General features: G+C 46.5%; 23 protein-coding genes. 16 read left to right on the top strand and 7 right to left on the bottom strand.

From position 1 onward, the window contains the following. Positions 1 to 38: 38 nt before the first annotated feature. The gene (locus tag ACWQXP_RS05890; protein ID WP_454061910.1) at positions 39 to 677 is read right to left on the bottom strand and encodes a DUF1326 domain-containing protein; all 639 of its coding nucleotides are present in this window, start codon (positions 675 to 677) and stop codon (positions 39 to 41) included. A 351-nt stretch (positions 678 to 1,028) separates the two neighbouring features. On the opposite strand from ACWQXP_RS05890, the gene ACWQXP_RS05885 reads away from it, so the two are divergent. From ACWQXP_RS05885 to ACWQXP_RS05845, 9 genes are all read left to right on the top strand, one after another. Then, positions 1,029 to 1,478 (top strand): periplasmic heavy metal sensor, encoded by a 450-nt coding sequence (locus ACWQXP_RS05885; RefSeq protein ID WP_454061909.1) that lies wholly within the window; start codon positions 1,029 to 1,031, stop codon positions 1,476 to 1,478. Positions 1,479 to 1,962: 484 nt separating this feature from the next. After that, positions 1,963 to 2,703 (top strand): TerC family protein, encoded by a 741-nt coding sequence (locus ACWQXP_RS05880; RefSeq protein WP_454061908.1) that lies wholly within the window; start codon positions 1,963 to 1,965, stop codon positions 2,701 to 2,703. A gap of 423 nt (positions 2,704 to 3,126) precedes the next feature. Beyond that, the gene (locus ACWQXP_RS05875; protein WP_454061907.1) at positions 3,127 to 4,506 is read left to right on the top strand and encodes a sigma-54-dependent transcriptional regulator; all 1,380 of its coding nucleotides are present in this window, start codon (positions 3,127 to 3,129) and stop codon (positions 4,504 to 4,506) included. Further along, positions 4,487 to 6,301: an ATP-binding protein gene (locus tag ACWQXP_RS05870; RefSeq protein WP_454061906.1), complete on the top strand. Its 1,815-nt coding sequence runs from the start codon at positions 4,487 to 4,489 to the stop codon at positions 6,299 to 6,301. Before ACWQXP_RS05875 ends, ACWQXP_RS05870 begins: the two co-directional genes overlap by 20 nt. Beyond that, complete coding sequence (locus ACWQXP_RS05865; RefSeq protein ID WP_454061905.1) at positions 6,240 to 6,896, top strand: hypothetical protein; 657 nt, start codon at positions 6,240 to 6,242, stop codon at positions 6,894 to 6,896. Before ACWQXP_RS05870 ends, ACWQXP_RS05865 begins: the two co-directional genes overlap by 62 nt. A gap of 110 nt (positions 6,897 to 7,006) precedes the next feature. Further along, the gene (locus tag ACWQXP_RS05860; RefSeq protein WP_454061904.1) at positions 7,007 to 7,384 is read left to right on the top strand and encodes a response regulator; all 378 of its coding nucleotides are present in this window, start codon (positions 7,007 to 7,009) and stop codon (positions 7,382 to 7,384) included. A 369-nt stretch (positions 7,385 to 7,753) separates the two neighbouring features. After that, positions 7,754 to 8,068, top strand: coding sequence for a hypothetical protein (locus ACWQXP_RS05855; protein ID WP_454061903.1), 315 nt, complete (start codon positions 7,754 to 7,756; stop codon positions 8,066 to 8,068). Between the two features lie 90 nt (positions 8,069 to 8,158). Next, entirely contained in the window at positions 8,159 to 8,758 is a 600-nt protein-coding gene (locus tag ACWQXP_RS05850) for a hypothetical protein (RefSeq protein ID WP_454061902.1), read from the top strand. 253 nt (positions 8,759 to 9,011) lie between these two features. After that, on the top strand, positions 9,012 to 9,458 hold the full coding sequence (locus tag ACWQXP_RS05845) for a response regulator (protein WP_454061901.1): 447 nt from the start codon (positions 9,012 to 9,014) through the stop codon (positions 9,456 to 9,458). A gap of 899 nt (positions 9,459 to 10,357) precedes the next feature. Here ACWQXP_RS05845 and ACWQXP_RS05840 read toward each other — a convergent pair. The 4 genes from ACWQXP_RS05840 to ACWQXP_RS05825 all read right to left on the bottom strand — a co-directional run bounded on the left by ACWQXP_RS05840 (position 10,358) and on the right by ACWQXP_RS05825 (position 14,946). Next, positions 10,358 to 11,689 (bottom strand): MFS transporter, encoded by a 1,332-nt coding sequence (locus ACWQXP_RS05840; RefSeq protein ID WP_454061900.1) that lies wholly within the window; start codon positions 11,687 to 11,689, stop codon positions 10,358 to 10,360. 28 nt (positions 11,690 to 11,717) lie between these two features. After that, a complete protein-coding gene (locus ACWQXP_RS05835; protein ID WP_454061899.1) occupies positions 11,718 to 12,341 on the bottom strand; it encodes a BON domain-containing protein in 624 nt (207 codons plus the stop codon). A gap of 170 nt (positions 12,342 to 12,511) precedes the next feature. Continuing rightward, entirely contained in the window at positions 12,512 to 13,798 is a 1,287-nt protein-coding gene (locus ACWQXP_RS05830; protein ID WP_454061898.1) for an MFS transporter, read from the bottom strand. Between the two features lie 68 nt (positions 13,799 to 13,866). Beyond that, positions 13,867 to 14,946: a glycosyltransferase family 4 protein gene (locus ACWQXP_RS05825; RefSeq protein WP_454061897.1), complete on the bottom strand. Its 1,080-nt coding sequence runs from the start codon at positions 14,944 to 14,946 to the stop codon at positions 13,867 to 13,869. A gap of 704 nt (positions 14,947 to 15,650) precedes the next feature. Between ACWQXP_RS05825 and ACWQXP_RS05820 the strand changes: the two genes are divergently transcribed. From ACWQXP_RS05820 to ACWQXP_RS05800, 5 genes are all read left to right on the top strand, one after another. Further along, on the top strand, positions 15,651 to 15,824 hold the full coding sequence (locus ACWQXP_RS05820) for a hypothetical protein (protein WP_454061896.1): 174 nt from the start codon (positions 15,651 to 15,653) through the stop codon (positions 15,822 to 15,824). Between the two features lie 99 nt (positions 15,825 to 15,923). Continuing rightward, positions 15,924 to 18,092 carry an amylo-alpha-1,6-glucosidase gene (locus tag ACWQXP_RS05815; RefSeq protein ID WP_454061895.1) on the top strand — a complete coding sequence of 723 codons (2,169 nt, stop codon included), beginning with the start codon at positions 15,924 to 15,926 and terminating at the stop codon, positions 18,090 to 18,092. A gap of 302 nt (positions 18,093 to 18,394) precedes the next feature. After that, on the top strand, positions 18,395 to 18,883 hold the full coding sequence (locus tag ACWQXP_RS05810; RefSeq protein WP_454061894.1) for a LabA-like NYN domain-containing protein: 489 nt from the start codon (positions 18,395 to 18,397) through the stop codon (positions 18,881 to 18,883). A 47-nt stretch (positions 18,884 to 18,930) separates the two neighbouring features. Beyond that, on the top strand, positions 18,931 to 19,542 hold the full coding sequence (locus ACWQXP_RS05805; RefSeq protein ID WP_454061893.1) for a DUF6624 domain-containing protein: 612 nt from the start codon (positions 18,931 to 18,933) through the stop codon (positions 19,540 to 19,542). A 104-nt stretch (positions 19,543 to 19,646) separates the two neighbouring features. After that, positions 19,647 to 20,252: a lipocalin family protein gene (locus ACWQXP_RS05800; protein ID WP_454061892.1), complete on the top strand. Its 606-nt coding sequence runs from the start codon at positions 19,647 to 19,649 to the stop codon at positions 20,250 to 20,252. A gap of 57 nt (positions 20,253 to 20,309) precedes the next feature. Here the strand turns inward: ACWQXP_RS05800 and metX are convergent, their stop codons facing one another. Beyond that, a complete protein-coding gene (metX, locus tag ACWQXP_RS05795) occupies positions 20,310 to 22,106 on the bottom strand; it encodes a homoserine O-acetyltransferase MetX (protein ID WP_454061891.1) in 1,797 nt (598 codons plus the stop codon). A gap of 26 nt (positions 22,107 to 22,132) precedes the next feature. Next, positions 22,133 to 23,434: an O-acetylhomoserine aminocarboxypropyltransferase/cysteine synthase family protein gene (locus ACWQXP_RS05790; protein WP_454061890.1), complete on the bottom strand. Its 1,302-nt coding sequence runs from the start codon at positions 23,432 to 23,434 to the stop codon at positions 22,133 to 22,135. Between the two features lie 694 nt (positions 23,435 to 24,128). On the opposite strand from ACWQXP_RS05790, the gene ACWQXP_RS05785 reads away from it, so the two are divergent. After that, positions 24,129 to 24,371: a hypothetical protein gene (locus ACWQXP_RS05785; RefSeq protein WP_454061889.1), complete on the top strand. Its 243-nt coding sequence runs from the start codon at positions 24,129 to 24,131 to the stop codon at positions 24,369 to 24,371. Beyond that, entirely contained in the window at positions 24,368 to 24,634 is a 267-nt protein-coding gene (locus ACWQXP_RS05780; protein WP_454061888.1) for a hypothetical protein, read from the top strand. Before ACWQXP_RS05785 ends, ACWQXP_RS05780 begins: the two co-directional genes overlap by 4 nt. Positions 24,635 to 24,701: the final 67 nt, after the last annotated feature.

Here is a 24,701-nt window from a genome sequence, read left to right as displayed (position 1 = left end):
GTGAAGGAGAACGATTGTTGTCGTAGATCCTTTGTCGCTCACTCAGCACGAATAACGCCGTCTTGATTCATGTGAAGCGTATTAAAATGTGCGTGGCTTTCGGAAAGTTGTAAGGCTATCCCGCCCTTTGCGCTCGATGTTCCGGTGCCGACTTCAGCCACGGTGTATTCAAACCCATTTGGTAGATTGATGCGAGCATGATGGGGCGTTCCCGTATGCTTATTGCGGATAGGATTTCCCGTTGACTTGGCAACATCAGGGATGTTGACCTCAGCCTTCCTGGCCTCGACATCGATCGAAAGGTCAATGGGCGCAGACAGTGGGGCAAGGACTTCAGTCATGGTGCTATTGAACACAAAGAAGTGTGTGGCTCCGGGGGCCGTCGATTCGCCATGCAAAATTTTTCGAAGCGCCTCGCGTTGGGCGTCAGTAGCGCGACTGTCAATAATGGCTTGCTGCTTACCATTACCGGCTGCAATTTCTCCTGGCCAATGGAGGACCATGGCCCAGTTGAGCCCATCTAAGCGGGTGTCATTGAAATAGCCTTCTTCGATGTGACCCGCGGCAAAGGCTTCACAGAAACCGTGGGTTGATGGAGCATGAAATTGACAGGGACAGCCCCAATCACAATTACAGTTGTTGAACTCTACCCCGCGAAGCATCCATTGATCGGTCATGCAAGACACTCCTTCTTTGGTCGCTCAGGTCGTCTTTCGGACACCTCAGCATGTTTTCCATGTTCTGATTATCACATGACGTCATGAGCATATCATTTTCTGTCATGAGCATATCATTTTCTGCCATGACCTGCCATCCTTCTTCACACACCCTTCCTAGCTAAGATATTGCTTTGCCATTCATTCGCATTGAGTTGTTCGAATTCTTCATACTCCGAACCCACCCTGGAAAGATATGGTATACTATGGCAGTGTGCCCTACATTCTGTAGCAACTTGTGCTGTTTGCCAATATGTGAACATGAGGCGGAGCATAAGACCGTAATCAGGTTCAATTTACAGGGAGGAATGAATGACTCAAAGCAAGGAAGTTCAACGGTGTCAAAAGCATCAAGGTCCAATAACAACTATCATGACGTGGGCACTGATGGTGCTGGTCTCTGGAGTCTTGGTGGCAGCTCCAGGATGGGCTGGAGATAAAGGGAAACATCATGGGCATGATCCTGAAAAGAAACTCCAGAAATTGACAAAAAAGTTGGAGCTGACAGAGGAGCAACAAGCCAAAGTCAAACCGATTCTTGAGCAGAAGCATCAACAACTCCAAGCGCTTCACAAGCAAATGAAAGAAATCCGAATGAATGCCCGTGCGCAAATCGAAGCCGAGTTAACGCCAGAGCAAGTTGGAAAACTCAAAGAACTTCGAGATAAACACAAGCAGTGCAAAGAGGGGAAAAAAGGTAAGCACGGCAAGAAACATAAAAAGAATTATGAAGATCATGAAAAGGGTATGCACCACGACTAGACTAGAATGAAGATCTTTACACGATTGTTGCATGAGTCACGTATCGTGAGTGGGTTACCCAGTGGACACCAGGAATCTTGTTTTCCTGGTGTCGCTGGATCTACTTCTCACGTGATATAAAAATGGTATGCTATTCTTGTAGATAAGCATCATGTTCGATACTGAATTGATATTATTACCATTATAGATCCAGGTGTCTGACAGGATTGACCTCCAAAGTGTCAGATTGGAAGATTGTAACGTTTCCATGACTCAATCGTGTTTAAGCCGTTGCACAGTGCAATGGTCCAATTTCCAAAATCCTCGCCTACATCTACCTCTGCATGCGTAGTCGACTCTACCAATCCCACCCATTGTACTTAACGAAAGCCAGTTAGATGTCTATATGGCCACCTTGCACGAATGGCCTAGGGAAAATGATGTTCATCGAGCAGACGAAGAAGCACGTAGCGTTAAGCCACTCTCATAAGAAGGAGTTGTTGCGATGGAATGGTTGTCTGATCCTCAGACATGGTTGGCGCTGGGGACATTGACTGCACTCGAGATTGTCCTTGGTATTGACAACATTATTTTTATTTCAATCCTGGCCGGAAAATTACCGGTAGCGGAGCAAGCACGCGCGAGAGTCCTTGGGTTAGGCGTCGCCATGTTCTCGCGATTGGCATTGCTGTTTTCGCTGGCATGGTTAATGGGGCTCACCGCTCCATGGTTTGCCATTTTTAATCACGACTTTTCAGGTCGCGATTTGATTCTCATTGCAGGCGGCCTGTTTCTCTTAGTGAAAAGTACCTTAGAAATTCACGAACGATTAGAAGGGGAAGAGAGCGAAGGGACAACCAGAGCGGCCGCATCGTTTACCGCGGTGATCGTACAGATTGCGATACTGGATATTGTCTTTTCGTTAGACTCAGTCATTACGGCTATTGGGATGGCAGATCAAGTCTGGGTGATGGCTACGGCTATTATCATTGCTGTTGGTGTGATGATGGCTTCCTCTGGAGCCATCAGTGAGTTTATTGACGAACATCCGACGATCAAAATCCTAGCGTTGAGTTTCTTGTTGCTGGTTGGTGTGATGTTAATCGGGGAAGGATTTTCTTTTCATATTCCCAAAGGCTATATATACTTTGCGATGGCCTTCTCAGTGTTTGTTGAATTGATTAATACAAAAATTCGAAAGGGTCACACGAAACCTGTAAAGCTTCGTCAGCCAAGTCCGGAATAATGTGTGAGACCTATCCCAACCTTTATCATGTACGAAGGGAGGAGGGGGCAGGCGATATGTAATGATCGATGTGAGACACCTAATCGTAGGGTAGACATCTCACAATCGCAACGATTTTCTTGTGCTAAAAGTCCTACTTGTTTCGTAACTTGAAGGTTTCCCCTCTTGTTTGACCGCGCCGATTAAGTTTCCTGTATATTTTTCATGATTTTATTGAAGACTTTTACATTGTGAAAAGAGCTGAAACTCATTAGTTTCACTTCGAGAGAAAGATTGCCGTAAGCTCCTGTACTTGTTGGTAAACCATATTCGACCGTTGGCTAAAACCACAATACTAAAAAAATGGATTAGTTGGAAAAGCCAAGGACTAAGGCGGTAAATTCAAGCCGTTCTGGCGCACACATTCTTAATGTGAGACTAAATATGGGGCAGAAAATTTTTGTCGTTGATGACGAAGAAACTTCTCGGCAGGGGTTATCAACGCTTCTGACAAAATGGGGCTATGAAGTGCAGGAAGCTGGAGATGGGGAAGAAGCGCTGAACAAGATTTCCCAATTTCATCCTGATGTTGTAATCACAGATTTGGTAATGCCGGGATTTAATGGACTCGAGCTTATTCAGTCCCTTCAAAAAGAATTAATCTATAGTCCAGTCATTGTGTTAACAGGACATGGGACCATTGAGACGGCTGTTTCGGCCATAAAACACGGTGCCTATGATTATTTGACGAAGCCTCTGGATGTGCCACGACTTCGAATTATGATCGAGAAAGCGTTAGAGATGGGAGCGACGCAACGTGAAATGGTCCTCTTGCGGAAACGGCTAAAAGGTCTATGGGGACTCGGAAAATTGGTTGGGAAAAGCAAACCGATGCAAGAAATCTATAGTCTCATTGAGTTGGCCGCACCGACGCCAGGGAGGGTACTCATTCTCGGGGAAAGTGGTACAGGAAAAGAATTGGTCGCACAAAGTCTTCACGAACTTTCAGAACGAAATAAGGGACCATTCATTCCCGTGAATTGTTCCGCGATCCCTGAATCCTTACTCGAGAGTGAGATTTTCGGTCACGAAAAAGGTGCATTTACCGGAGCGTTGGACCGAAAGCCCGGGTGCTTTGAGCTGGCACATGGGGGAACCCTTTTTTTGGATGAAGTGGCTGAAATGAGCGCCTCTATTCAAAGTAAATTTCTAAGAATTCTCCAAGATTCTTCTGTCAAACGAATCGGGGGAACCATTCCCATGCAAGTGGACGTTCGGATCGTCGCGGCGACGAATAAGGATCCACTGAAAGCGATTCAAGATGGATCCTTGCGTGAAGATCTGTATTATCGATTAAATGTTTGTACGATTCATCTTCCTCCATTACGAGAGAGAATTGATGATATTCCGCTTTTGGTGAAGGCGTTAATTGAAGAATTTAATTCCAATTATATGAGAACGATACAGTCTATAGACGATGAAGCGTTAGACTGTTTAATCAAGCATTCGTGGCCAGGCAATGTTAGAGAATTGCGCAATGCCATTGAACGGGCTGTGATGACCTGTACGTCGACGGTCATTACTAAAGAACATCTCCCAGAATTTCCTAGCGGAAAACATCGGGCACATACCGACGAGCAGGAAGGGACTGTTCAATTACCTATAGGGTCGACGATTGAAGGTGCTGAACGCGAACTTATCCTTCAGACGTTGAAGTTTAATCAAAATAATAAGACACGGACTGCGGAAATTCTGGGCGTCAGTCTGAAAACGCTTCATAATAAGCTTCATCGATACGGATTACATGATGCATTTGAACGTTAAGGGAAAGGAGGCATTAGGTGTTTCAATTATTACGCTGGTTGTCGTCATTGGAAGTACATTCCTGAATCTCTCTCAATTAAGTAGTGTCATTATTCAAGAAACCCTCGAGCAAGTTTCACTCGTCAAACGGCAAATCTTTGAGCAGAGTAAGCGTGTTGTTCTTAAAGCTCAACCGTCTAATACCCCTCCCATTGCCTTATTAGCCGCCAACCAAGAGTTAAAACATTTTCTCGAAGCGAGCGTGGGATATTCGCCTCATCTTCTCTATGCGTTGCTTGTTGATACGCAAGGAACAATCGTCCTTCACCCCGAAGGAGAGAAAATCGAACGACAACACCCGGATAGGCCCAAACTGGAGGATCTTCTTTCCCTTGGCCCGTTTGATCGCTTCAAAGTTCTGTATCAGGAAGGCACCACATTTGATAGCACGCTTCCTATGACATGGGAGGATGTGCTGATCGGGGAAGTCATTGTGGGGATACATACGAGCTTACTTCGTGAAAGAATGAACGCTTCGATTAAAACCAGTGTCTTATTTGGTTTGATCGCATTGCCCATCGCGTGGTTATTAACCATGGGATTAGCCGCTCTTACGCTACGGCCTATCCATGCGATGGCCTTTCAGATGGAACAGCTTCGACAAGGACACTTTGATGTGTTAACGGATTTGAGTCGGACAGACGAGTTTCGTGAATTGGCGGCTCAACTCCAATTGTTGGGGCAACAATTAAAATCTGATCGCCTCAAAACACTAAGCGATGAACCACATCTCCATGGCGTGGTTGAACATTTAGAGGATGGAGTCATTGTCGTGGACGGGCAAGGTACCGTTCTCTTTCTCAATCAAGCGATGGAAGTGATGGTCGATATTCCAATTGCCTATCTGCCAGGTCATCGGCTGGAGGTATTAGGAGAAGCGTTTACACCACTCATTCGATTGGCGGAACAAGCTCTAACAGAGAAAAAGGATTTTAAAGCGATGCCTTGTTCTTTACCCAGAAAAGCGGAGGATAAATCATTTTATATCTCCGTCGTATGTTTGAAGTCGGCATCGCAGTTTCATGGGGCTATGATATTATGTCGGGATGTGGAAGCGATGAAAGCGTTGCAATCACTGGTTCGCTATGCGGCTCAATTGACGACGTTAGGACAGTTAACTTCTGGCCTCGCTCATGAGATTAAAAACCCCTTGAATTCGATGGTGATTCATCTTGAACTCTTAAAGGAAGAAATCAAAGATGTGAACGGCGGGGTTCAGCATAGTTTGCAGGTGTTGGAGGGTGAAGTGCATCGGCTCGATCGAGTGGTCGTCGGATTTTTGAAGTTTATGCGACCACAGGAGTTGGAAATCTCTTCAATCAATATCAATGAATTACTGGAAAAGGAGGTGAGGTTGCTGGAAACAGAATGGGGAAGCAAGCGCATGACATTTCATTTAGATTGTGAGCCCAACCTTCCTGTGGTTTCTGCCGACGCCGATTTATTGAGGCAAGTATTTCTCAACATTCTCTTAAATGCGTGTCAAGCCATGGAAGAAGGTGGAGCGATTCGTATTAAGACATCAACACACCAAATCGATGAAGTGCAAATTTCTATCACCGATCAAGGACCAGGGATTCCCGTAGAAGACCAAGATAAAATTTTTCATTTATATTACACTACGAAGTCTCGAGGAAGCGGATTAGGGCTTCCATTAGCGTATCGTTTTATTCAATTGCATGAAGGAGTGATTGATGTTCAATCAGAAGTGGGAAAAGGTACGACGTTTAGCATACGATTACCGAAAAATAATTGACATGTCGTGTCGCTTATTATCCATTAATGCGGGGAAATCTGCGGCTGATCGTCGAGTACTTGCTTATGGAATGATCTGTGTACTGACGGGGTGTTCTCTAGAATCCACTTCACTGCAATTGGGCGTACGGGACTTTCAGGTGATGTCCGTGGTCAGATCTCTATATCCCGCAGGTAGTCATAGGATTGACGACAGAACTCTTTCACCACACACGAACATCGCTGGACTCGCTAATTCTAGAATTTTAGGAGAAGGCGATAGACACGCAACTCACTCAAGCTATTCCCACCTTCTGCGGTTCACTTCAGCTGAAGAACAAAAACCTTCACTTTTAGTTCCAAAGATTCCCGATAATGCGAATGGTGAGATGGTAGTGACATATAAATCAAAAATAGAGGAAACAAAAAGTTTGATGCGCCATATTGACGAACATCAATTATCGAAGGAACAGCACGACACCTATAATTCTATTCATAGTTTTCTGGAAAAATCTCAAGAAGCGTTTTCTCAAAATGATATGTCGATGGCTGTGAATTTAGCTGAGAAAGCTCATACCTTGGCTCAAGAAATTTTCAATAATTCTACGACGCCATAGCTAACGTACTATTCGGATGTGATCTGTCTATGAGAAACAGGTGCCATGTGAGTAGTTGGAAAAAGTCGTCATCGTTTTATCTGTAGGAAAAAAATCTCTGGCCATCGCTCATGACAAAAAAAAGTGTGTTAATTGTCGAAGATGATTTGAATAGCCGTGAAGGCATGAAGGCGATCCTACGGATGTATGGCTATCATGCCGATGTCTCCGAAGACGGGCTGCAAGCCATTAAGAAAATCAAAGAGAACAGATTCGAAGTCGCTCTCATCGATATCAATCTTCCCCCTGTCTTGAATGTGGAAATTACTGGATGGGATCTTATTCGAATTTTTCGATCGTTTGATCCCGCCATCCAGATTATCGTGGTGAGTGGAGAAAAGGGTATTCAGGTCCGCTCCCAACCCTTTAATTTGGCTGGATGCTTAGAAAAGCCTATCCGCCCCGCACATCTTAAATCATTGCTGGAAAACCTCGATGAATCGATCTAAGACTCGTCATCACAAATAGTTTCAATTCTTCAAATCTTCTTCTGTCTTGTTTTGCCTCCTTTCACTCATTTTCAGAATATTCTTGCTAGACATCTCCTTCTCTCGACACACGTTGACATCCTCTCTACCTGTAAAAATTTCATAGTACTTGCGTAAAATTTACGCACTAAAAGAATTTCCCATGTGTGTTCGTGCGTGACGTTATCTTTGCGAGATTAGGAAAATTAATTGTTTATCAATGACTTTCACTCAAATATCTCTATTGGAATCCAATTTGGTCTGATGTTTGCGGTAAGTAGGATGAAAGCTAGGGAATCTCTTCAATATGAGAAGGGATGTTCGATTACTACATAAACAAAGGAGGCGTCCATGAAACCTCATACTTATCTTATTATGCTGTTTGCCCTATCTCTTTGGCTGGTCCCAGTAGCCCAAGCTGGAGAATTCAACAATGCCACCAGGGACGCAAGCATGGATGGCCACTCATTAGAAATGGTGAGTGGGATCATCAAAGATGTCGAAGGAGAATTATTTACGGTTCAAGATTCACAGGGAATTCATTGGAAAATTCAGGTCGATCGGTACACAGATACTATTGGGAAAGTTCAGGAAGGCGCCATGATTACGGCGATGGTGGAAAGTAATGGTCATGCAAAACTCTTGAAAGTGTTGCCCCGTTCGTAGTGTGAAGCGTTCAGGAGGGGGAAGTTGAACCTGGGCTTCCCTCTCTGCGCTAACCTATTGTCCTGCTTGATGCAGGAAAAGGATCATATCATGCTTAGACAAATCCGACATCATAATTCTACAAAAATTGGTCTATCCGTGATTGTCATGTTTGGAGTGCTGGCCTTAGCTCCCCCAAAAGGAATGACGATTTTTCCCAAGGGCCATTCACATACTAAATTCATTTCAGAGAAAGTTGAACATGGACCAATCATCATAGAGGGAAAAACCACTCGGGTGCAGGGTGAATTTGTTGGAAAAGATTTCTCTCAAATGAGAGATCAGTCTTACACGGTGGAGTCGGCATTTGGAAGAACCTGGGATGTCTATCTTGAAAAAAAGAGTCCCAACATTGAAGAGATCGATTTAGGTGACCATGTAAAAGCCAAAGTAAACAATGAGGGAACCGTCCAGGTTCTTCAGAAGGTCAGTGTCAAAAAAACCGATTCTTCGCATGCTGTTGTACGTCGAGTTCAGGGAAAAGTTCAAAAAAGAGACGGAAATTTTCTTTTTGTAGAAGATGGAGAGAATACCCTCATTTTACATCTTGACCACAACACAACGTCGAAAGGAAATATTCGAAAAGGCAGTCGTGTTGTGGCTCAATTAGGAGAGGCTGGATATGTTATTAACATTCAAGAATCCCGATAATACAGAGGACCAGACGTTACAGAATGCTTTACTCGTGTCTCTTTATTTAAAATTATTTTCTAAGAGTCCAGCCAGTGAACAAAACCATATATTTATGAAATATCATGATGAAACGTTCGAGTCATCTTCGTAGTTTAGAAAATTTCAAAAGAAGTGTGAGCTACTTGTGAGACAGGATCATTCATATAGAGTGATCTTCCTTAACTTATTGATTCTCAAAAAGCTATTAGAAAAGTCAGTAAAAAGGAGGTTGATGATGACATTAGATTTCTCAGTAAACCTTCCTACACTTTCTTGTGACGTTATGACCAGAGAAGATATCCCTCAGACTCTTGGCCCGGGAAAAAAAGTCATGGTCGTCGATGATGATGAGGATTTTCGCATGCTGTTATGTGCAAGGTTGGAACGTAAAGGTATGGATTGTTTTGAAGCTGAAAATGGCGAAGTGGCGAAGTGGCAGTTGAGTACACATCATGTCGATTTGGTGGTGACTGACAATCATATGCCAAAAATGGATGGATTAACATTAATCAATTGGCTCCAGGAGCATCAAAAATATATCCCCATCATCTTTGTGTCGGGAGACTTAAGCGCGGGCATCATTGAGCAAATTGAACAGGCGCGAGTGTATTATATTTTTGAAAAACCCTGCTCGCTCGCTAAGTTGTCGCAAAAAGTCGAAGAAGCCTTAACAGTATAATAAAAGATCCCCGCCGCAAGCAACGGGGTATTCAGAGGAAGAGCTATTCTCTTTGAGACACCACGGTTTCTCAAGCTCTTCCCTTTGTTTGGTACCCCGTAGCAAGCAACGGGGAATAGCTAGATTAAAAGTGTTTCACATGATGAGGGGGATGAAAGAGGAAAATTTGAGTATCTTCATTCTCCTCAATCTTGATTCAAGCCGACTCTCCACGGAGTTGAATCTTTTACCTTTTCGGATGGTTTATGTAGCCTAAATTCTCATTCGTCTGTACTGGAAAGCATCAAGAAGATGATGGAAAGCCAAATACCGTGTGTCTTTTCACGTCACCATTTTGTCTTTCGGTACAAGGGCAACAGAATAGCTGGACCCCACCGCTTTTCTGCCTTCAAAAGAATGGAAAAGATGCCTCACCTACTCACAAGTCATCAGATATAACGTTCTTTATCCGCGGATATTCGATCATCTCGCTTAATGCTTTGACGGTCACCTCGCCGAAGAGACCAGCATCAATACGAAAGGACCGTCTATCTATCCTGCTCCTCTCCAAAGGATGTCCAACCATAAACTCGCTTTATGGAGAAGGTAGGCCATAGCGAGTACAGAACGATTCGATGCTGTGTTTGTGTTAATCCTGCTGACGGTCGACGGACAATTACCAACGGAAGGGCGAGATATCGATCGTGAAAAATATTTGCTTAGATGAGCCAACAGTCTCCAATAGGGAAGAGTGGGAGGCGCGGATGTTAGCCGGGGAGAAACACGTGTTGCGTGGCCTCTAATTCCTGGGACAATGAATCGTGAAAGACAGAGTGCAAGACTTATAGCCGTTCCAATTAGTTTCCGTACGTATGATGCGGTGTTTCGCGCGGACTTGGCTTATTTGGATCGGCTGGAAGTTAATTGGTTTCGCTATAATTCGTTGTTTGCCTCTGTGCCCACCGACTAAACAATTTGGCTACGAATGCCGTCATCAACAACGTGAACCCCGTTCCTGCCAAGCTGTATTCTTCGCCAAATTGTTCACTAATCCATCCCAAGGTCGTCATGCCTGCAATGGCTGCCAGCATCGCGCCTGTCCCATAGAGCGCCAGGACACGACCAAGCAGGTGTGGTGGTGAGACCTCCTGAACAATGCCCCATTCGATAGGTGTTAAGGCTCCTGATCCTGCGCCAATAAGGCAAAGGAGGACGAGTGCGAACAAGAAATTATCAGCCCACAGCAATCCCCATATCGCTAGAGCCGTCATGATACTTGTGAGAACCAAAATGTTGATGCGACGCCACAATCGCCATGTTGTGATCCAGACCAAACTGATTGAGCTGATGAGGAGTCCCACGCCCAAGGCAGACGTCAAGTATCCGACTTCAACCGGTCCCAACCCTAACATTTCTCTTCCGAAAACGGGCAGCAGAGTATTGAAGGCGCTAATGCCAAAGCTATACAGGCCCGCCGTGATAATGAGCAGAAGAATCATCGGTTGAGTGAAGAAGGTAAAGCGAATGCCTTCCATCAAATCTTGGATCGTTGAGACTGGTGAATTCTCAGTCTCTTGCGAGAGAGCGGACTTTTTCGGTAAGCGAACGAACATGAGACACACGGCTGAGGCGACGTAGGTGATGGCATTAATGCATAAGACATCTTGCGAACTGGAGGCGGCGATCCCTAGACCGCTCAGGAGTGGTCCAAAGATGATGCCCAAACTCATCGTACTTTGAAGGAGTGAGTTTGCCGCAGTTAATTCGGAGCGCGGCACCACCAAGGGGATTGAGGCATAGAGGGCCGGACCAAAAATGGAGGTGGCCATAGCATTACAGAAGACAAGAATATAGAGAGATTCGACCGTGAAGGCTTCGGTCGTCACCAGACACGGGATGAGACCAATAGTGACAGCGCGAAATAAATCCATGCCGACCAAAATGGGTTTTTTGGGTAGTCGATCAACCAGCACCCCGATCAACGGTCCAAAAAGAATCGGAGGCAGTGTTTGAAGAATACCGATGACAGTTGTTTTGATAGGAGAACCTGTCATCGCATAGACAAACCACAATAATGCGAGTTTCGTGACACCGTCTCCAACTTGTGCAATACATTGGCTCCACCAGATTAACGAGAAATCTCGCTGGAACAATAATGATCGGGTCTTGGTTGAAGCGTGTGAATGTGTTGGAAGGCCAGTCAGGGGCGGCCTGGAGTGAATCGCAAGAGGATGGGAAGAAATCTTAGACATAATTGAAAAAATCTCATTGTACGAGGCGTCATTGCCCAGCCTCTAAGGTGACCGTATCGGTCTTCACGGCTTTCACTCCGGGAACATGTTGAGCCGCTTGCGCGGCTTCCAAGAGAATGACCTGAAACCGGGTTGTTCCGTGCAGAGAGACAACTCCGTCGTTCGTGCTGATCTGGAATTGAGACTCCTGAAGCGTTTGGCTTTTGTCAAATTGTTCTTGGACAAATATGGTGATTGCTTGATCTCGATTCTGCGCCAACACATTAGTCATTTCTTGATCGACGATGATGTTGTTGGTGATGGTTTTATCGTCTGCCATACGCAACGCAATCTCACTCGCCGCGACTTTTTCATCTTGAGACGTCACGGTCCCGTCTATCTGCACAGCATTCTCGTCAACCTCGACATCGATATCATAGGGAAAGAGACGTGGATCTGCTTTAAAAGCGAGCTTGAGCGTGAGGGTCGGAGAAGTCACAATGTTTTGCTTGGACTCGTCCTCCGTAGTGTTGAAAATCTTCGGTTTTTTACGATTTTCATCTTGAACGGTCGATTCATTTTTGGGGACGTCTCGGGAAGAGGATTGGCGTGTTTCAGCCTGGACCAGCGTGCACATAAATCCGATCATGACAATGAGTAGCAGTTTGACCATCGAAGGGAACAGTCCTTTCTTCTCGTAGAGAATGACACGCCTTTGACATTCGACTTCTCAACAAGAATCGCCGCGCTTGGTATTGGGACAATTCATATGAAAGTGAGCAAGAAAAGAATTCTCAATGACCAAGAATCCAGGAGCATAAATGGATCACCGGCATGTTCAGGTTAGGCTGTATGGTGCACTGACGATAAGGCAACCGTCTGACTTGTCGTTCGTCGACTGACGAGCATGGTGACCGCTGCTGTGATCAAAAAGGTCAATCCAACAAATCCAATGCTGACGGCTGCTCCGATGGCATCGGTCATCCAGCCAAAGGCAATCATTCCGGCACTCGCAGAGGCCATCGCTGATGTATTGACGAAAGAAAATACCCGACCCATAAGAACTTCTGGGGTGATTTCTTGTACAAGCGACCACATCAACGGAGTAAACATGGCCGTGCTTCCTCCAACTAACCCCACTAAGAACACAGCAGTGACGGGAGAAGGCACGAACGTCAGTCCATACACCGCCATTCCACCAATCCCCATCGATCCAGCGATAAACCGCAGTCGTGCATGAACATCCATTTGTTTCACCCATGTGAGAACAATCGACGTGAGCAGCATGCCGGCTCCCATTGCCGACCATAGCCATCCAAGCCACGTTGGCCCAATGTCCGTCATGTTCTCGACAAACACGGGAAGCACATAGACGAAAGCACTGGCGCCTAATGTAAAGAGCATGGTCATAGATATGACCCCAAGAATGATTCGTTGCCGACCGAGGACAAATCGAAACCCTTCTTGTAAGTCCTGCTTAACGGTAGTTTGAGATTCGCCCTTTTCCACACTCTGTTGAGAGTGTGGCACTCGAAGCGGTAATAAACAGAGAGCAGAGCACAGGAATGTGGCAGCATCAAGATACAGGACATTCTGAACGCCGATAAAGGCGATCAGAAGTCCACTCATGGCCGGGCCTACGAGTACACCGACATTCGTGGTGCATTGAATCATGGCATTCGCTGGCATTAAGTCTACTTTTGGGACGATGCGAGGAACGACCGAGGCGAGGGCAGGACCAAAACCTGCCGAAAATACAGCATTAAAGAGCACCAGACCATACAGGATCTCTAATGTGAGCAAGTCGAATGCATGGAGGAGGGGTATCAACGCGATCAATATACCCCTGGAGACATCTAAAAAGATCATGATAAACTTTTTGGGTAAACGATCGAGATAGACTCCAATGAGCGGACTCAATAACAGAGGCGGAATCGTTTGCAGCACACCGATAATGGTCATTTTGAGCGCCGATCCGGTCAGCTGATAGACGAACCACAACAGTGCGACTTTTGTGATGCCATCGCCGATCTGTGAAATGACCTGCGCCCACCAGAGGAAACCAAAATCTCGTGTTGCTAGGAGGCGACAACCACCTTGCTTGAGTAAAGACGGGAACCAGTTTCTCATATCATCCTCGTAGATTGTGAATCTCTTTCCATCTCATTGGTCTATCTTGGAAATGTTTAGGGTCACGTTCACAACTGAGCCGTTTCCGACGAGTACATTGTCGAATGTAAGTCGGAGGTTTCCTCTTGACCCGTCAATTCGTGATAGACGCGAAGATAATCTTGGACCATCCGTTCTACCGTGAATCGTTCTTCAAAGACTTGACGGCACAGCCGACGATCAAGACTTGGAACCTGTTCGATCGCATTCACGAGATCCTCAAATGTGTCACAAACCGTACCGGTAATGCCCTGATCGATGAGTTCGGGAAGAGAACCCCGACGATAAGCCAACACTGGTGTGCCACACGCGAGTGCCTCAATGAATACCAGTCCAAATGGCTCTGGCCAATCGAATGGAGCAAGAAGTGCATACGCATTCCCCATAAACTCATCTTTTTCAGCGTCGTTAATTTCTCCAATGTATTCAATCAAGGGATGGTCTAAAAGCGGTCGAATGACTTCGTCGAAATAGGCCTGATCTACTGGGTCGACTTTGGCGGCAATTCGCAAAGGCATGCCTGCGCGTTTTGCTGCTTCGATCGCTTGATCTGGCCGTTTCTCGGGAGTCAGTCTTCCGACAAAGGCGAGATAGTCCCCAGATGTTGGATGATAGGTGTAGAGGTCCTTCGGCAATCCGTGATAGACCGTTGATGCCCAATTCGCCCAGGGCAGTGGTTGTCGTTGAGCATGCGAAATCGAAATTAACGGCATTTCAGGATATTCGCGAAAGACGGGAACTAACTCGGGTAGATCTAAACGGCCATGTAAGGTGGTCAGCATTGGAGTCTCACAACGTCGGGCGAAAGGAAACGCCAGGAAATCTAAATGAGAATGAATGAGATCAAAATCATCAGCTGCCTGAAATGCTTCCTCTAGTAATAAGGTCATCGGAGCATGCGGGTTGCCCACATTAGCCCCCTGACGAAGCGCACATGAACCCATTGGGCGTAACTGGCCCGCTGTGGTGGAGTCTCCACTGGCGAAGAGCGTCACTTCATGTCCCACCCGAACTAATTCTTCAGTAATATATGACACAATCCGTTCGGTCCCTCCGTACAGTTTCGGTGGAACACTTTCAGCGAGTGGGGCAACTTGGGCAATCCTCATAATTGATCTCCTGGTTGTTGAATGAATTTTTAAATAGTCTCGATTAATTAATATTTTCCTTTTATTAAGCAACCGACATGCCAAATCAGAAATATGGATGTCGGTGATGAAGACACGAATAGAATCAAATAGTTCCAAAATTTTTCTATTAAAAATTCACTCACAGATATAAACGAAAGTGTAGGTAGATGCGTAAAATTTACAAATTCATGTTGAAGGTGGCTGTAGAATTAGAAGAACAAATGTTGTTACGAATTTTTCCTGAATTCCTGAAGTCCTGAAGTCGTTCAACATGTAGAGAACATTTAGAAGTGGTATGCGTCGTTCAAAATGATGCTGGAAGGGAGTGCCAAGGTTTTCGAGCATGCGTGCTGAAATACTTCTCAAACATGTTTAAGAATATCAATAGAATAGAGAGCTCGTAAGTCAGGTAAGACCCTTTCATTGACAAAGAGTTATGAGATCTCATTTGTCAATTTGCCTATTCTGGAAAATGTCCGAATGCCATGTGAATGGTTGCTCGGCTCGGGGAATGAGACCTTGTCTCCCGATGCAAGAAACTGTCTCTTCGGCATTTCCTAACCTATAAAAAGTAATCGGCATAAGTATGTAATTTTTTCTTGGATGATGAAAAAATTACTCAACCGAAATAGAATGTCTTGTGAAATGATAAAAATGAGAACACTGATAAAGGAGCAAAGTGTATGGATGAGAATACAGGAATAACGGGCAGTTTCTCTCTTGATAATTTAAAAGATAAGCAACCTTGTCCGCGATCACTTCTGCTGGCATCAAGCCTGCGTGATTTTTATCTGGACTTTAAAGAGCCAACCCTAGTGACTAAAAATGCGAGATGTTACTATTGTAAAAATAGATGAGCCAAGATCGTTCAGAATTCTGAAGCCGTTTTTATTAGCTGACGTCTACATGCAGAACGATGAGATATCATGGGAAATGCTAGCCTAACGTGAGGTTTCATGGGTAACAAAGTCATTCAAATTGGAAGCGAACATTATATTTTGGCCACTTCGGCATTAGCCGATAATCAAACTCGAGTCTTGAAGCATGGAGAAACATTTGGAATTTTTAATCCATACGGCGATATCCAACATATTGGACTTGGCGAGGGAGGGTTGTATCATGAGGGAACTCGATTTCTTTCACGATTTGAATTGAGTTTAGGTGAAACGCATCCCGGTCTGCTCAGTTCGACGATCAGACTCGACAATTCGTTACTTGCGGTAGATTTGACCAATGCCGAATTTCATGACAATGAGCAAACGTTTCTTCCACATGGCACTCTTCATATTTCTCGAGCAAAAATCTTATGGCAAGCTCGGTGTTTTGAAAGGATACGATTTGCCAATTATTCTTTAGAGTCGTTAGTCGTGAGTTTCTCCATCCTATTTGAGGCGGATTTTTCAGATATTTTTGAGGTACGTGGAGAAAAACGTTCTCAACGGGGTCATGTGTCGGCGTCCTTACGCAATGACAAGAGTGTGGTCTTGCAATACGTGGGGTTGGACGGTATCTCAAGAGCTACGTATTTGAAAGCAGACCCCGTTCCAAGTGAATCAACAACTCAATCATTTCTCTTTGAGTTGGCACTGCAACCAAAAGAGGAAAAAACGTTCGACATAGAGATTGCCTGTGCCGTAAATGATCACGTGCCTGAATCTATGGCATTTATCGCCGCACAGGACCAAGCTGGTGGTGCATTGGAAACAGCCAAGGAAAGATTTTGTACGATTGATACGGGGAATGAACAATTTAACGATTGGCTTAACCGATCGTTTCATGACATTTGTATGATGACAACAGACCTGCCTGAAGGTCTGTACCCCTATGCGGGTGTGCCCTGGTTTAGCACGGTGTTCGGACGTGATGGAATTATTACAGCGCTAGAATGTTTATGGATAAATCCAGATCTTGCTCGAGGCGTGTTAAGCAATTTAGCGTCCACGCAAGCGTCAGAGATATGTCCGGAACAAGAAGCCGAGCCTGGAAAAATTTTGCATGAAACGAGAAAAGGCGAAATGGCGGCTCTCAAAGAAATTCCTTTTGGACATTATTATGGAAGTATCGATTCGACCCCGCTCTTTATCATTTTAGCCGGTGCCTATTACGATCGAACGGGTGACAAAGATTTCATCAAGACCTTATGGCCAAACTTGAATCGTGCGTTGGCTTGGATTGATCACTATGGAGATAAGGACCAAGATGGGTTTGTGGAATATTTGGGGAAGACCCCCAATGGATTAACGCAGCAAGGCTGGAAAGATTCCTATGATTCTGTGTTTCATGCCGATGGCACATTAGCCGAAGGGCCTATCGCCCTGTGTGAAGTACAAGGATATGTCTATGCGGCCAAACTGGCGGCATCGAAGATGGCCACTGTTCTTGGATACACGGAGCAAGCCCTGGAGTTACGTGATCAAGCAAACGCTCTTCAGGCTCAGTTCATTCATAAGTTTTGGTCAGATGAACTGGGAACCTATATTCTCGCCCTGGATGGAAACAAACAGCCATGTCAGGTGCGATCGACGAACGCAGGCCATACACTCTTTACGGGAATCGCGAAGCAGGAACATGCCGAACGCATATATAAAGGTTTGTTACGGAAAGAGTTTTCTTCTGGCTGGGGGATACGAACCATTCCAACTGATGAAATTCGATACAACCCGATGGCGTATCATAATGGGTCTGTCTGGCCACATGATAATGCCTTGATCGCCTATGGAATGAGTCGATACGGATTCACTGATGGCATTCAAGAGATCTTACGAGGTCTCTTTGATATGAGCGTACACTCTGACCTTCATCGTCTGCCTGAACTTATTTGCGGATTTGAGCGAAGACCTGGAGAAGGCCCCATTCTGTACCCCGTTGCCTGCGCTCCACAGTCTTGGGCGGCAGGAGCGGTGTTTTTACTCGTCCAGGCAAGTTTAGGCATTTCTTTTCATGGAGCAGAACAAGAGATTCGATTTACGAAACCCTATCTTCCAGAGTTTTTACCGTCCTTACAATTACAAAACCTTCGTATAGGCAATCTTTCCGCAGACCTGGAGTTCACACGGAAGAAATCAGACGTCATGATTCATGTGACAAGAAAAGATGATCCTCTCAATATTGTCGCCGTGAAGTAATTCTGATCTGAGAATGACTGTCATCATGAATCGTCTCTCATGTGATAAGAATTCAGGATGACTCGTTCACCCTATCCTGGCGTTTCAAATCGTCTCTTCATCACTGTAAAAAATACGAGTATTCATTCTTATCTCCCTGGCTCACCCATTAATGAGCCATGTCTCTTTCTGCATCGTTAGAAATGAGGAACCTGAAAAACTTTCAGCTATCATGGAGAAAGACTCTAACGGTATAATTTATCAAGTGATAAATAGTATGAATAGAAAATATGTGTGTATCGTGAAAAGGAATAGGAAAAAGCATGGATAGGGTCGCAATATTCGCTGATGTGCAAAATATTTATTATACGGTTAAGCAACACTATCACTGCCACTTTGATTACAGTGCCTTTTGGAGTCAAGCCACTGCCAATAGAAGCCTCGTCAAGGCCTTTGCCTATGCAACGGATAAAGGCGATCAAAAGCAGAAAGCGTTTCAACAGATTTTAGAGAGGGTAGGGTTCGACATAAAACTTACGCCCTATCTTCAACGTCGTGATGGTTCAGCCAAGGGTGACTGGGACGTGGGGATTGCCCTAGATATGCTTGAATACGCCAAACTCGCCGATACCATCGTTCTCGTTTCAGGAGATGGTGATTTCACTGCAGTTGTGAGCAAGGTCATTCAGGAGCATAACGTATCAGTAGAAATTTATGGTGTGCCTGATTTGACTGCATCTTCATTAATCCAGTCGGCCACACGCTTCGTGCCCATTCAAGGAAACATGTTGCTATCGATTCCGACAACGTGAAGACTTGTCCGGAGAGATGGTGATTATACAGAAAGCGACCTATACCTATGAATCCGCAACTTCGCCAAACCCTGTTAGATCTTCAGCGAGCGGATCACGATATGCGTGTTCGGTTGCTGAAAGAAGACAAACTCTTTCAGGGGTATGCCAAAGAAATGGCAACTGTCCATGAACAGAATGCGAAGCACTTGCAATCCATCATTGAGGAATTCGGCTGGCCAGGCCAATCATTAGTGGGAGAAGATGGAGCCAGGGCGGCATGGCTCATCGCTCAACATGCCATCGGACTCCCAGCTTTTCAACGGAACAGTCTCAAACTCATTCATCAAGCCGTGAAACAAAATGATATGTCTGCGTGGACCGAAGCCTATCTGACAGATCGAATTCGATTCAACGAACGACGACCTCAAGTGTACGGGACGATCTTTGATTGGGACGAAAACGACAAACTGAGTCCGTGGCCGATTGAAGATTGCGAGAATGTCGAAAGGCGACGAAAAGAAGTCGGGATGCTGCCTTTAGAGGATGATATTCAGAAAATGCGGGAATCGGCTAAAAACGAAGGAAACCACCCACCAACTAGTTACAACGCTCGACAGGAAGAAATCGAAACTTGGGCCAAGTCCGTGGGGTGGCTCGATACCGAGTCATCAATCTAAGGACCATATCTTCACCAATAACTCTCTCAGGTATTCTGATTCAACAAGCACTGAAAAAGTATTTGTACTCTTTTATCGCTAGGAGATTGCTTGAAAGGATAGACATGCAAATAAAAGCTCAGAGCATACACTTGTACAGACGCCAGCATATAAGTGGCAGTCATGTAATCATCGCGATGGTGTACCTTCTGATTACCGGCTGTGCGGCACTTGATTCACCCAAGGTGCTGCCGACCGCGACCTCGGTGGACCTGTCTCGCTATGTGGGGAAATGGTATGAGGTTGCGAGACTACCTATGTGGGCACAGCGAAACTGCTTGCGGTCGACGGCAGTATACCGACTACTGGATTCTGGTGATCTTGGTGTGCGAAACGCCTGCGTGACGGAAGAGGGTGAAAGACAAAGCATTGAAGGCGTGGCCACAATTATCGATCAAGAACATCACGCAAAACTCTATGTGGTGTTCGACCAATGGGCTGCAAAGTTGGCGGCATTCTTTCTGTCGTCGGAGGAGGGAAATTATTGGATACTGCAGGTCGATCCGGACTACCGTTATACGGTGGTGGGAACACCAGATCGAGGGTATTTATGGATTCTCGCTCGGACTCCGAATCTTCCGGAGTCCACCTATCAAAGTCTGGTCATGTTTAGTCAGGGACTTGGCTTTGCGACGGAGAATCTTATCCGCGCAACGCAGGAGTCTCAATGATGATCTTGGCTGGATAGTTTGTCACTAATTTTCTCGAATCGGTTTCTCTCCTGACATTCAGCGCGTGAGCGCGACGACGGCGACGTCGGCGTTCAGGTTGGGGTCGTCGACGATTTCTTTTCCGTTCTTCGAGTTGAAGTAAATGGCCTCCAGGATATGAATGCCCCGGTTCGAGCACAATTCCTGAAAATCAAGAATCGACGGGAACCGCCGATTGGGGGTGTCGTGCCAATCGTAGGCGTACAGTCCTTCTTCTTTGGGAAGCCGTCCCTCACGTAGAAACGTCTCACGCATCGGCGCATGGGCGAAGTTGGGAAAACTCACGATTCCGCGCCGTCCAATACGCACGACTTCCTCGAGTACGCCAGCGACATCGACGATCGATTGCAGTGTCTGCGACAAGAGTGCAACCTGGAAGCTCTGGTCAGGGATCGCCGAGAGTCCCTTGTCTAAATCTGCGTGAATGACGAGGTGTCCCCGTTCAACGCATTCGACGACCTGTTCCTGATCTCGCTCGACGCCTAGAAGCGGCCTATAGCCCCGGTCACGCAAGATCGAAAGAAGTTCCCCGTTTCCACAGCCGAGGTCCACGACACTCGCGTCTTCAGGCATCAGACGGAGAATCATTTTGTAATCGAGACGTTGACCGTGGAAGATGCTTGTTGGTTGGTCGATGCGAGATTCGTACGAAACGGAGGAAGAGTTGGCTGGAGAAGGATCATTGGCGAGAAAGGCGCGGATCATTCGGCCTCCGTCCTTCATGGTGGTCTCCAGTAAAAATGAGTCGTGACCTGCGGGACTCTCAATCTCGCAACTGCTCACGGGCTTAGATTGAGCCACGAGTGCATCGACAAGTTGGCGGGACGCTGAGGCGGGATAGAGCCAATCGCTCGAAAAACTTAAAAACAGCCATCGGCAAGTGGACGGGGCTAGAGTCTTTGCCAGTTTTTGTTTGCTGTCGCCGAGATCGAAGAGGTCCATTGCGGTGGAGAGGGTGACGTAGCTGTTCGCATCAAACCGTTCGACAAATCGATCTCCCTGGTGTGCCAAGTAAGACCCGACCGAGAAGGTGCTCTCGAAGGCCGAGTCAACCGATCGAGGTTGCAACCGCGTGGGATCGAATTTGGCACGCATCGACTCATCGGAGAGATAGGTGATGTGTGCCAGCATACGCGCCAGTGCAAGACCTGCTTCAGGTGCTGGCCCATCATAGTACTGGCCTCCTGCAAAATTCGGATCGTGACGAATCGCATTGCGGCCCACAATATCGAAGGCAATGCCCTGGGAGCTGAGCCGTGCAGACGCGGCGAGCACGATGCTCGACTTGACGGCTTCCGGGTGATCGATGGCCCAGGTCAATACCTGTAACCCACCCAGCGATCCTCCGATGACTGCATGGAGGCGCGAGATCCCAAGATGGTCAATGAGTCGGCGTTGGACCGCGACCATGTCACGCACCGTGATGATCGGGAAAGCAGCCCCGTAGGGTTGAGTGCCTTCCGGATTCACGAAGTTGGGTCCCGTCGTTCCGCGACAACCGCCCAGCAGGTTTGAGCAGATCACAAAATACCGATCAGTATCAATTGGCTTGCCAGGGCCGACGAGGATCTCCCACCAGCCAGGGGTATCCTGCTCGTCATGTCGAACAACATGCGAATCTCCGCTCAAAGCATGACAAATGAGGACGGCATTGCTGCGCTCATGGTTAAGTGTGCCCCACGTCTCATAACAAGTAGTGACTTCCTTAAGCCGACCGCCATTCTCGAGTGCTAGCGTGTTATGTGAAATCCACGTCTGTGCGTGTTGGAGTGGAGGGCCGATTCGTAGAATGTTCGCATTCAATGACAGACTCACGACATAGCTTCAGAAGTTGGTCTGGCCTAGCGACTTGCCTGTAGGGCTTGGTCCAGGTCGGCGATGATGTCGTCCGCGTCCTCGATCCCAATGGAGAGGCGGATATATTCAGGAGAGACGCCCGCCCGGATCTGCTCTTCTGGAGTGAGCTGTTGATGGGTCGTCGAAGCTGGATGAATGACAAGTGTTTTTGCGTCACCAATATTGGCTAGGTGGCTGGCTAATTGAATGTTTTCGATAAACTTCTTACCGGCCGGTTCTCCTCCCTTAATGCCGAAGCCCAGTACGGCGCCCGCGCCAGCGGTCAGATACTTTTGAGCCGTCTTGTAGTGCGAGTGACTTTTAAGGCCTGGATAGTTGACCCATTCCACGCGGTCGTGCGCTTCAAGAAACTTGGCGGCGGCCAATGTGTTCTTGCAATGACGCGGCATACGCAAGTGTAAGGTTTCGAGGCCCTGCAAGGTCAGGAACGACGCAAAGGGGCTCATCGCGGCACCGGTATCGCGGAGCCAATGTGTTCGCATGTGTATGATGTACGCGATGTTGCCCATAGGACGCAGGACTTCTTCAAACACGGCGCCGTGGTATGAAGGTGACGGCGCGCAGAATTCCGGCCAGCGCTCAGGATTATCAGCCCATGGGAAACGTGCGCTGTCGATGACTGCACCGCCGACATGGACGCCGTGGCCACCGATGAATTTTGTGGTCGAATAGGTCACGATGTCGACCCCGTGTTCGATAGGGCGTAAGAGTATTGGCGTCATCAGAGTGTTATCGCAGATCGCCGGAAGACCCTGCGCATGGGCCGCATCCGTCATCATCTTGAAATCCGGCACGTCGTTTTTCGGGTTGCCGATGCTTTCGAAAAATACACATCGAGTATTCTCATCGGCGAGCTCAGCAATTTGTTCGGGGTGATCCGCATTAAAAAACCTAACCTCGATCCCAAGGTTCTTGAGCGTCGTCGTAAACAGCGTCCAGGTTCCACCGTAGAGACTGGTTGAAGAAAGAAAGTTTTGGCCAGCGTGACAGATGGTCAGCAACGCCGCCATCGTGGCCGACTGGCCAGATGCAAAGCACAGAGCCGCTGCTCCTCCGTCCATCGCCGCAAGACGCTTCTCGAGGACGTCGTTCGTCGGATTCATGATCCGGCTATAGATATTCCCGAACTCAGACAAACTGAACAAACTCGCGGCATGCTCAGTATCGTTGAACACGTAGGATGTCGTGGCATAGATCGGGACCGCACGCGCATTTGTCGTCGGGTCAGGTGTCTGACCAGCATGCACGGCCATTGTTCCAAGACCTTGAGGCTTCTTTTCGCTCATAGCTTCTCTCCTGTCCTGAGTGGAATATAGCGAGTCCAAATAAGTACCAGTTGAGCAACCCTTGGATACGATCGTTCTCAAGGCCAAGTTATACTAACGGGCAATCGATAATGGCCACTTAGTAATCCTGTTGATGCCAGCATTACAGGTATCCAAGTACCTTCGTGTGATTACCCACTTCAACCATTGGAAGCTCATTGAATCGGCTATATGAGAAATGAAGAAATTTAAGACGAGCAGAAAAGTACCAAGAAATGACTAGAGGGTCAACGAACGTTCCCATAGTCAGGAAGCTGGCGAGACAAGTAAGAGTGGTTGTTGAGGGAAGAGTATGGACATACGATACGTGTTTGTTTTCAGAACCGACGTAACCTCATGGACGACGAGAAGGAGTGGATGTTTAAGCGGCTGATAAATTTTCGAGGGTTTGCCAGCAAAAACAGCGATAGGGACGGTTTCATGATTTTTAGAACAATGATTTAATTGTCTTGAGAATTTTCTGATTTCTGCATGCGAAATGATGTTGTATCATATCAAATGATTCAAAAGCCCAGCGAACTTGCCAAGAGTTAATCTATGGACATTAACGATACTTTTTTTAGGAATTGGGTAGGATTGGCTAAGAAATTGCGGTAAACTAAGACGTAACAGCCGAGCCATAAATGGCTTCTTCTCTATCTGAAGATACAGCCTGGTGAGTTCACGTGAACATAATGAAAGAAAATTTCCAAATTGGGCAATTCTTTCAACTGGAGGTCGGCGATATTGGCTCGATGTTCAAGGACGACAGGGTTGGAAAGCTCGGTATGTGAAAGAAGTTGACACTCAGGAGATAACAGTACGATTTTATCAAGAAATTTACAATGACGTAGGAAAACTTATCGAAGTTCACCACAAGTATCCGGTAGATCTTGGCCATCAAAAGGTAGAACCATGAGTGAAGTCATTACTCGCCAAATAGTCGTAGATAAACTGGCCGCCTATCTTCAACATGAGGTATCGCTCTCTGTATTGGTTTCGTGGGCGGAATCGGCAATGATGGAAGGTCAGTTTGAGAATACTCATTTCACGGCCATTCGAGACGTGGTCGCCCGATTGGGTGTAGCAGACGTGCGAGCATTTGGATTGACATGGGAAGACTGTGAAGAACTTCTGAAGCAACTTGGCTATGTCGCTCATGTTCACATTCAGGCCACCTAGACCAAAGGAGCTGACGTTTCTCGACAACAAGCCAATTCTCCTCTTCCCCCATTTACTCCCTCCCCGT

It is taken from the genome of Candidatus Nitrospira salsa, assembly GCF_965152625.1.
This window is presented reverse-complemented; position numbering and strand designations above follow the sequence as displayed.

Coding starts and splice junctions, on each gene's coding strand:
- ACWQXP_RS05855 (WP_454061903.1), top strand. CDS start 7,754: ATGAAACCTCATACTTATCTTATTATGCTGTTTGCCCTATCTCTTTGG.
- ACWQXP_RS05780 (WP_454061888.1), top strand. CDS start 24,368: ATGAGTGAAGTCATTACTCGCCAAATAGTCGTAGATAAACTGGCCGCC.
- ACWQXP_RS05820 (WP_454061896.1), top strand. CDS start 15,651: ATGGATGAGAATACAGGAATAACGGGCAGTTTCTCTCTTGATAATTTA.
- ACWQXP_RS05860 (WP_454061904.1), top strand. CDS start 7,007: ATGACAAAAAAAAGTGTGTTAATTGTCGAAGATGATTTGAATAGCCGT.
- ACWQXP_RS05845 (WP_454061901.1), top strand. CDS start 9,012: ATGATGACATTAGATTTCTCAGTAAACCTTCCTACACTTTCTTGTGAC.
- ACWQXP_RS05840 (WP_454061900.1), bottom strand. CDS start 11,689: ATGTCTAAGATTTCTTCCCATCCTCTTGCGATTCACTCCAGGCCGCCC.
- ACWQXP_RS05885 (WP_454061909.1), top strand. CDS start 1,029: ATGACTCAAAGCAAGGAAGTTCAACGGTGTCAAAAGCATCAAGGTCCA.
- ACWQXP_RS05790 (WP_454061890.1), bottom strand. CDS start 23,434: ATGAGCGAAAAGAAGCCTCAAGGTCTTGGAACAATGGCCGTGCATGCT.
- ACWQXP_RS05810 (WP_454061894.1), top strand. CDS start 18,395: ATGGATAGGGTCGCAATATTCGCTGATGTGCAAAATATTTATTATACG.
- ACWQXP_RS05835 (WP_454061899.1), bottom strand. CDS start 12,341: ATGGTCAAACTGCTACTCATTGTCATGATCGGATTTATGTGCACGCTG.
- ACWQXP_RS05850 (WP_454061902.1), top strand. CDS start 8,159: ATGCTTAGACAAATCCGACATCATAATTCTACAAAAATTGGTCTATCC.
- ACWQXP_RS05815 (WP_454061895.1), top strand. CDS start 15,924: ATGGGTAACAAAGTCATTCAAATTGGAAGCGAACATTATATTTTGGCC.
- ACWQXP_RS05880 (WP_454061908.1), top strand. CDS start 1,963: ATGGAATGGTTGTCTGATCCTCAGACATGGTTGGCGCTGGGGACATTG.
- ACWQXP_RS05890 (WP_454061910.1), bottom strand. CDS start 677: ATGACCGATCAATGGATGCTTCGCGGGGTAGAGTTCAACAACTGTAAT.
- ACWQXP_RS05865 (WP_454061905.1), top strand. CDS start 6,240: ATGTTCAATCAGAAGTGGGAAAAGGTACGACGTTTAGCATACGATTAC.
- ACWQXP_RS05870 (WP_454061906.1), top strand. CDS start 4,487: ATGATGCATTTGAACGTTAAGGGAAAGGAGGCATTAGGTGTTTCAATT.
- ACWQXP_RS05875 (WP_454061907.1), top strand. CDS start 3,127: ATGGGGCAGAAAATTTTTGTCGTTGATGACGAAGAAACTTCTCGGCAG.
- ACWQXP_RS05825 (WP_454061897.1), bottom strand. CDS start 14,946: ATGAGGATTGCCCAAGTTGCCCCACTCGCTGAAAGTGTTCCACCGAAA.
- ACWQXP_RS05830 (WP_454061898.1), bottom strand. CDS start 13,798: ATGAGAAACTGGTTCCCGTCTTTACTCAAGCAAGGTGGTTGTCGCCTC.
- ACWQXP_RS05805 (WP_454061893.1), top strand. CDS start 18,931: ATGAATCCGCAACTTCGCCAAACCCTGTTAGATCTTCAGCGAGCGGAT.
- ACWQXP_RS05800 (WP_454061892.1), top strand. CDS start 19,647: ATGCAAATAAAAGCTCAGAGCATACACTTGTACAGACGCCAGCATATA.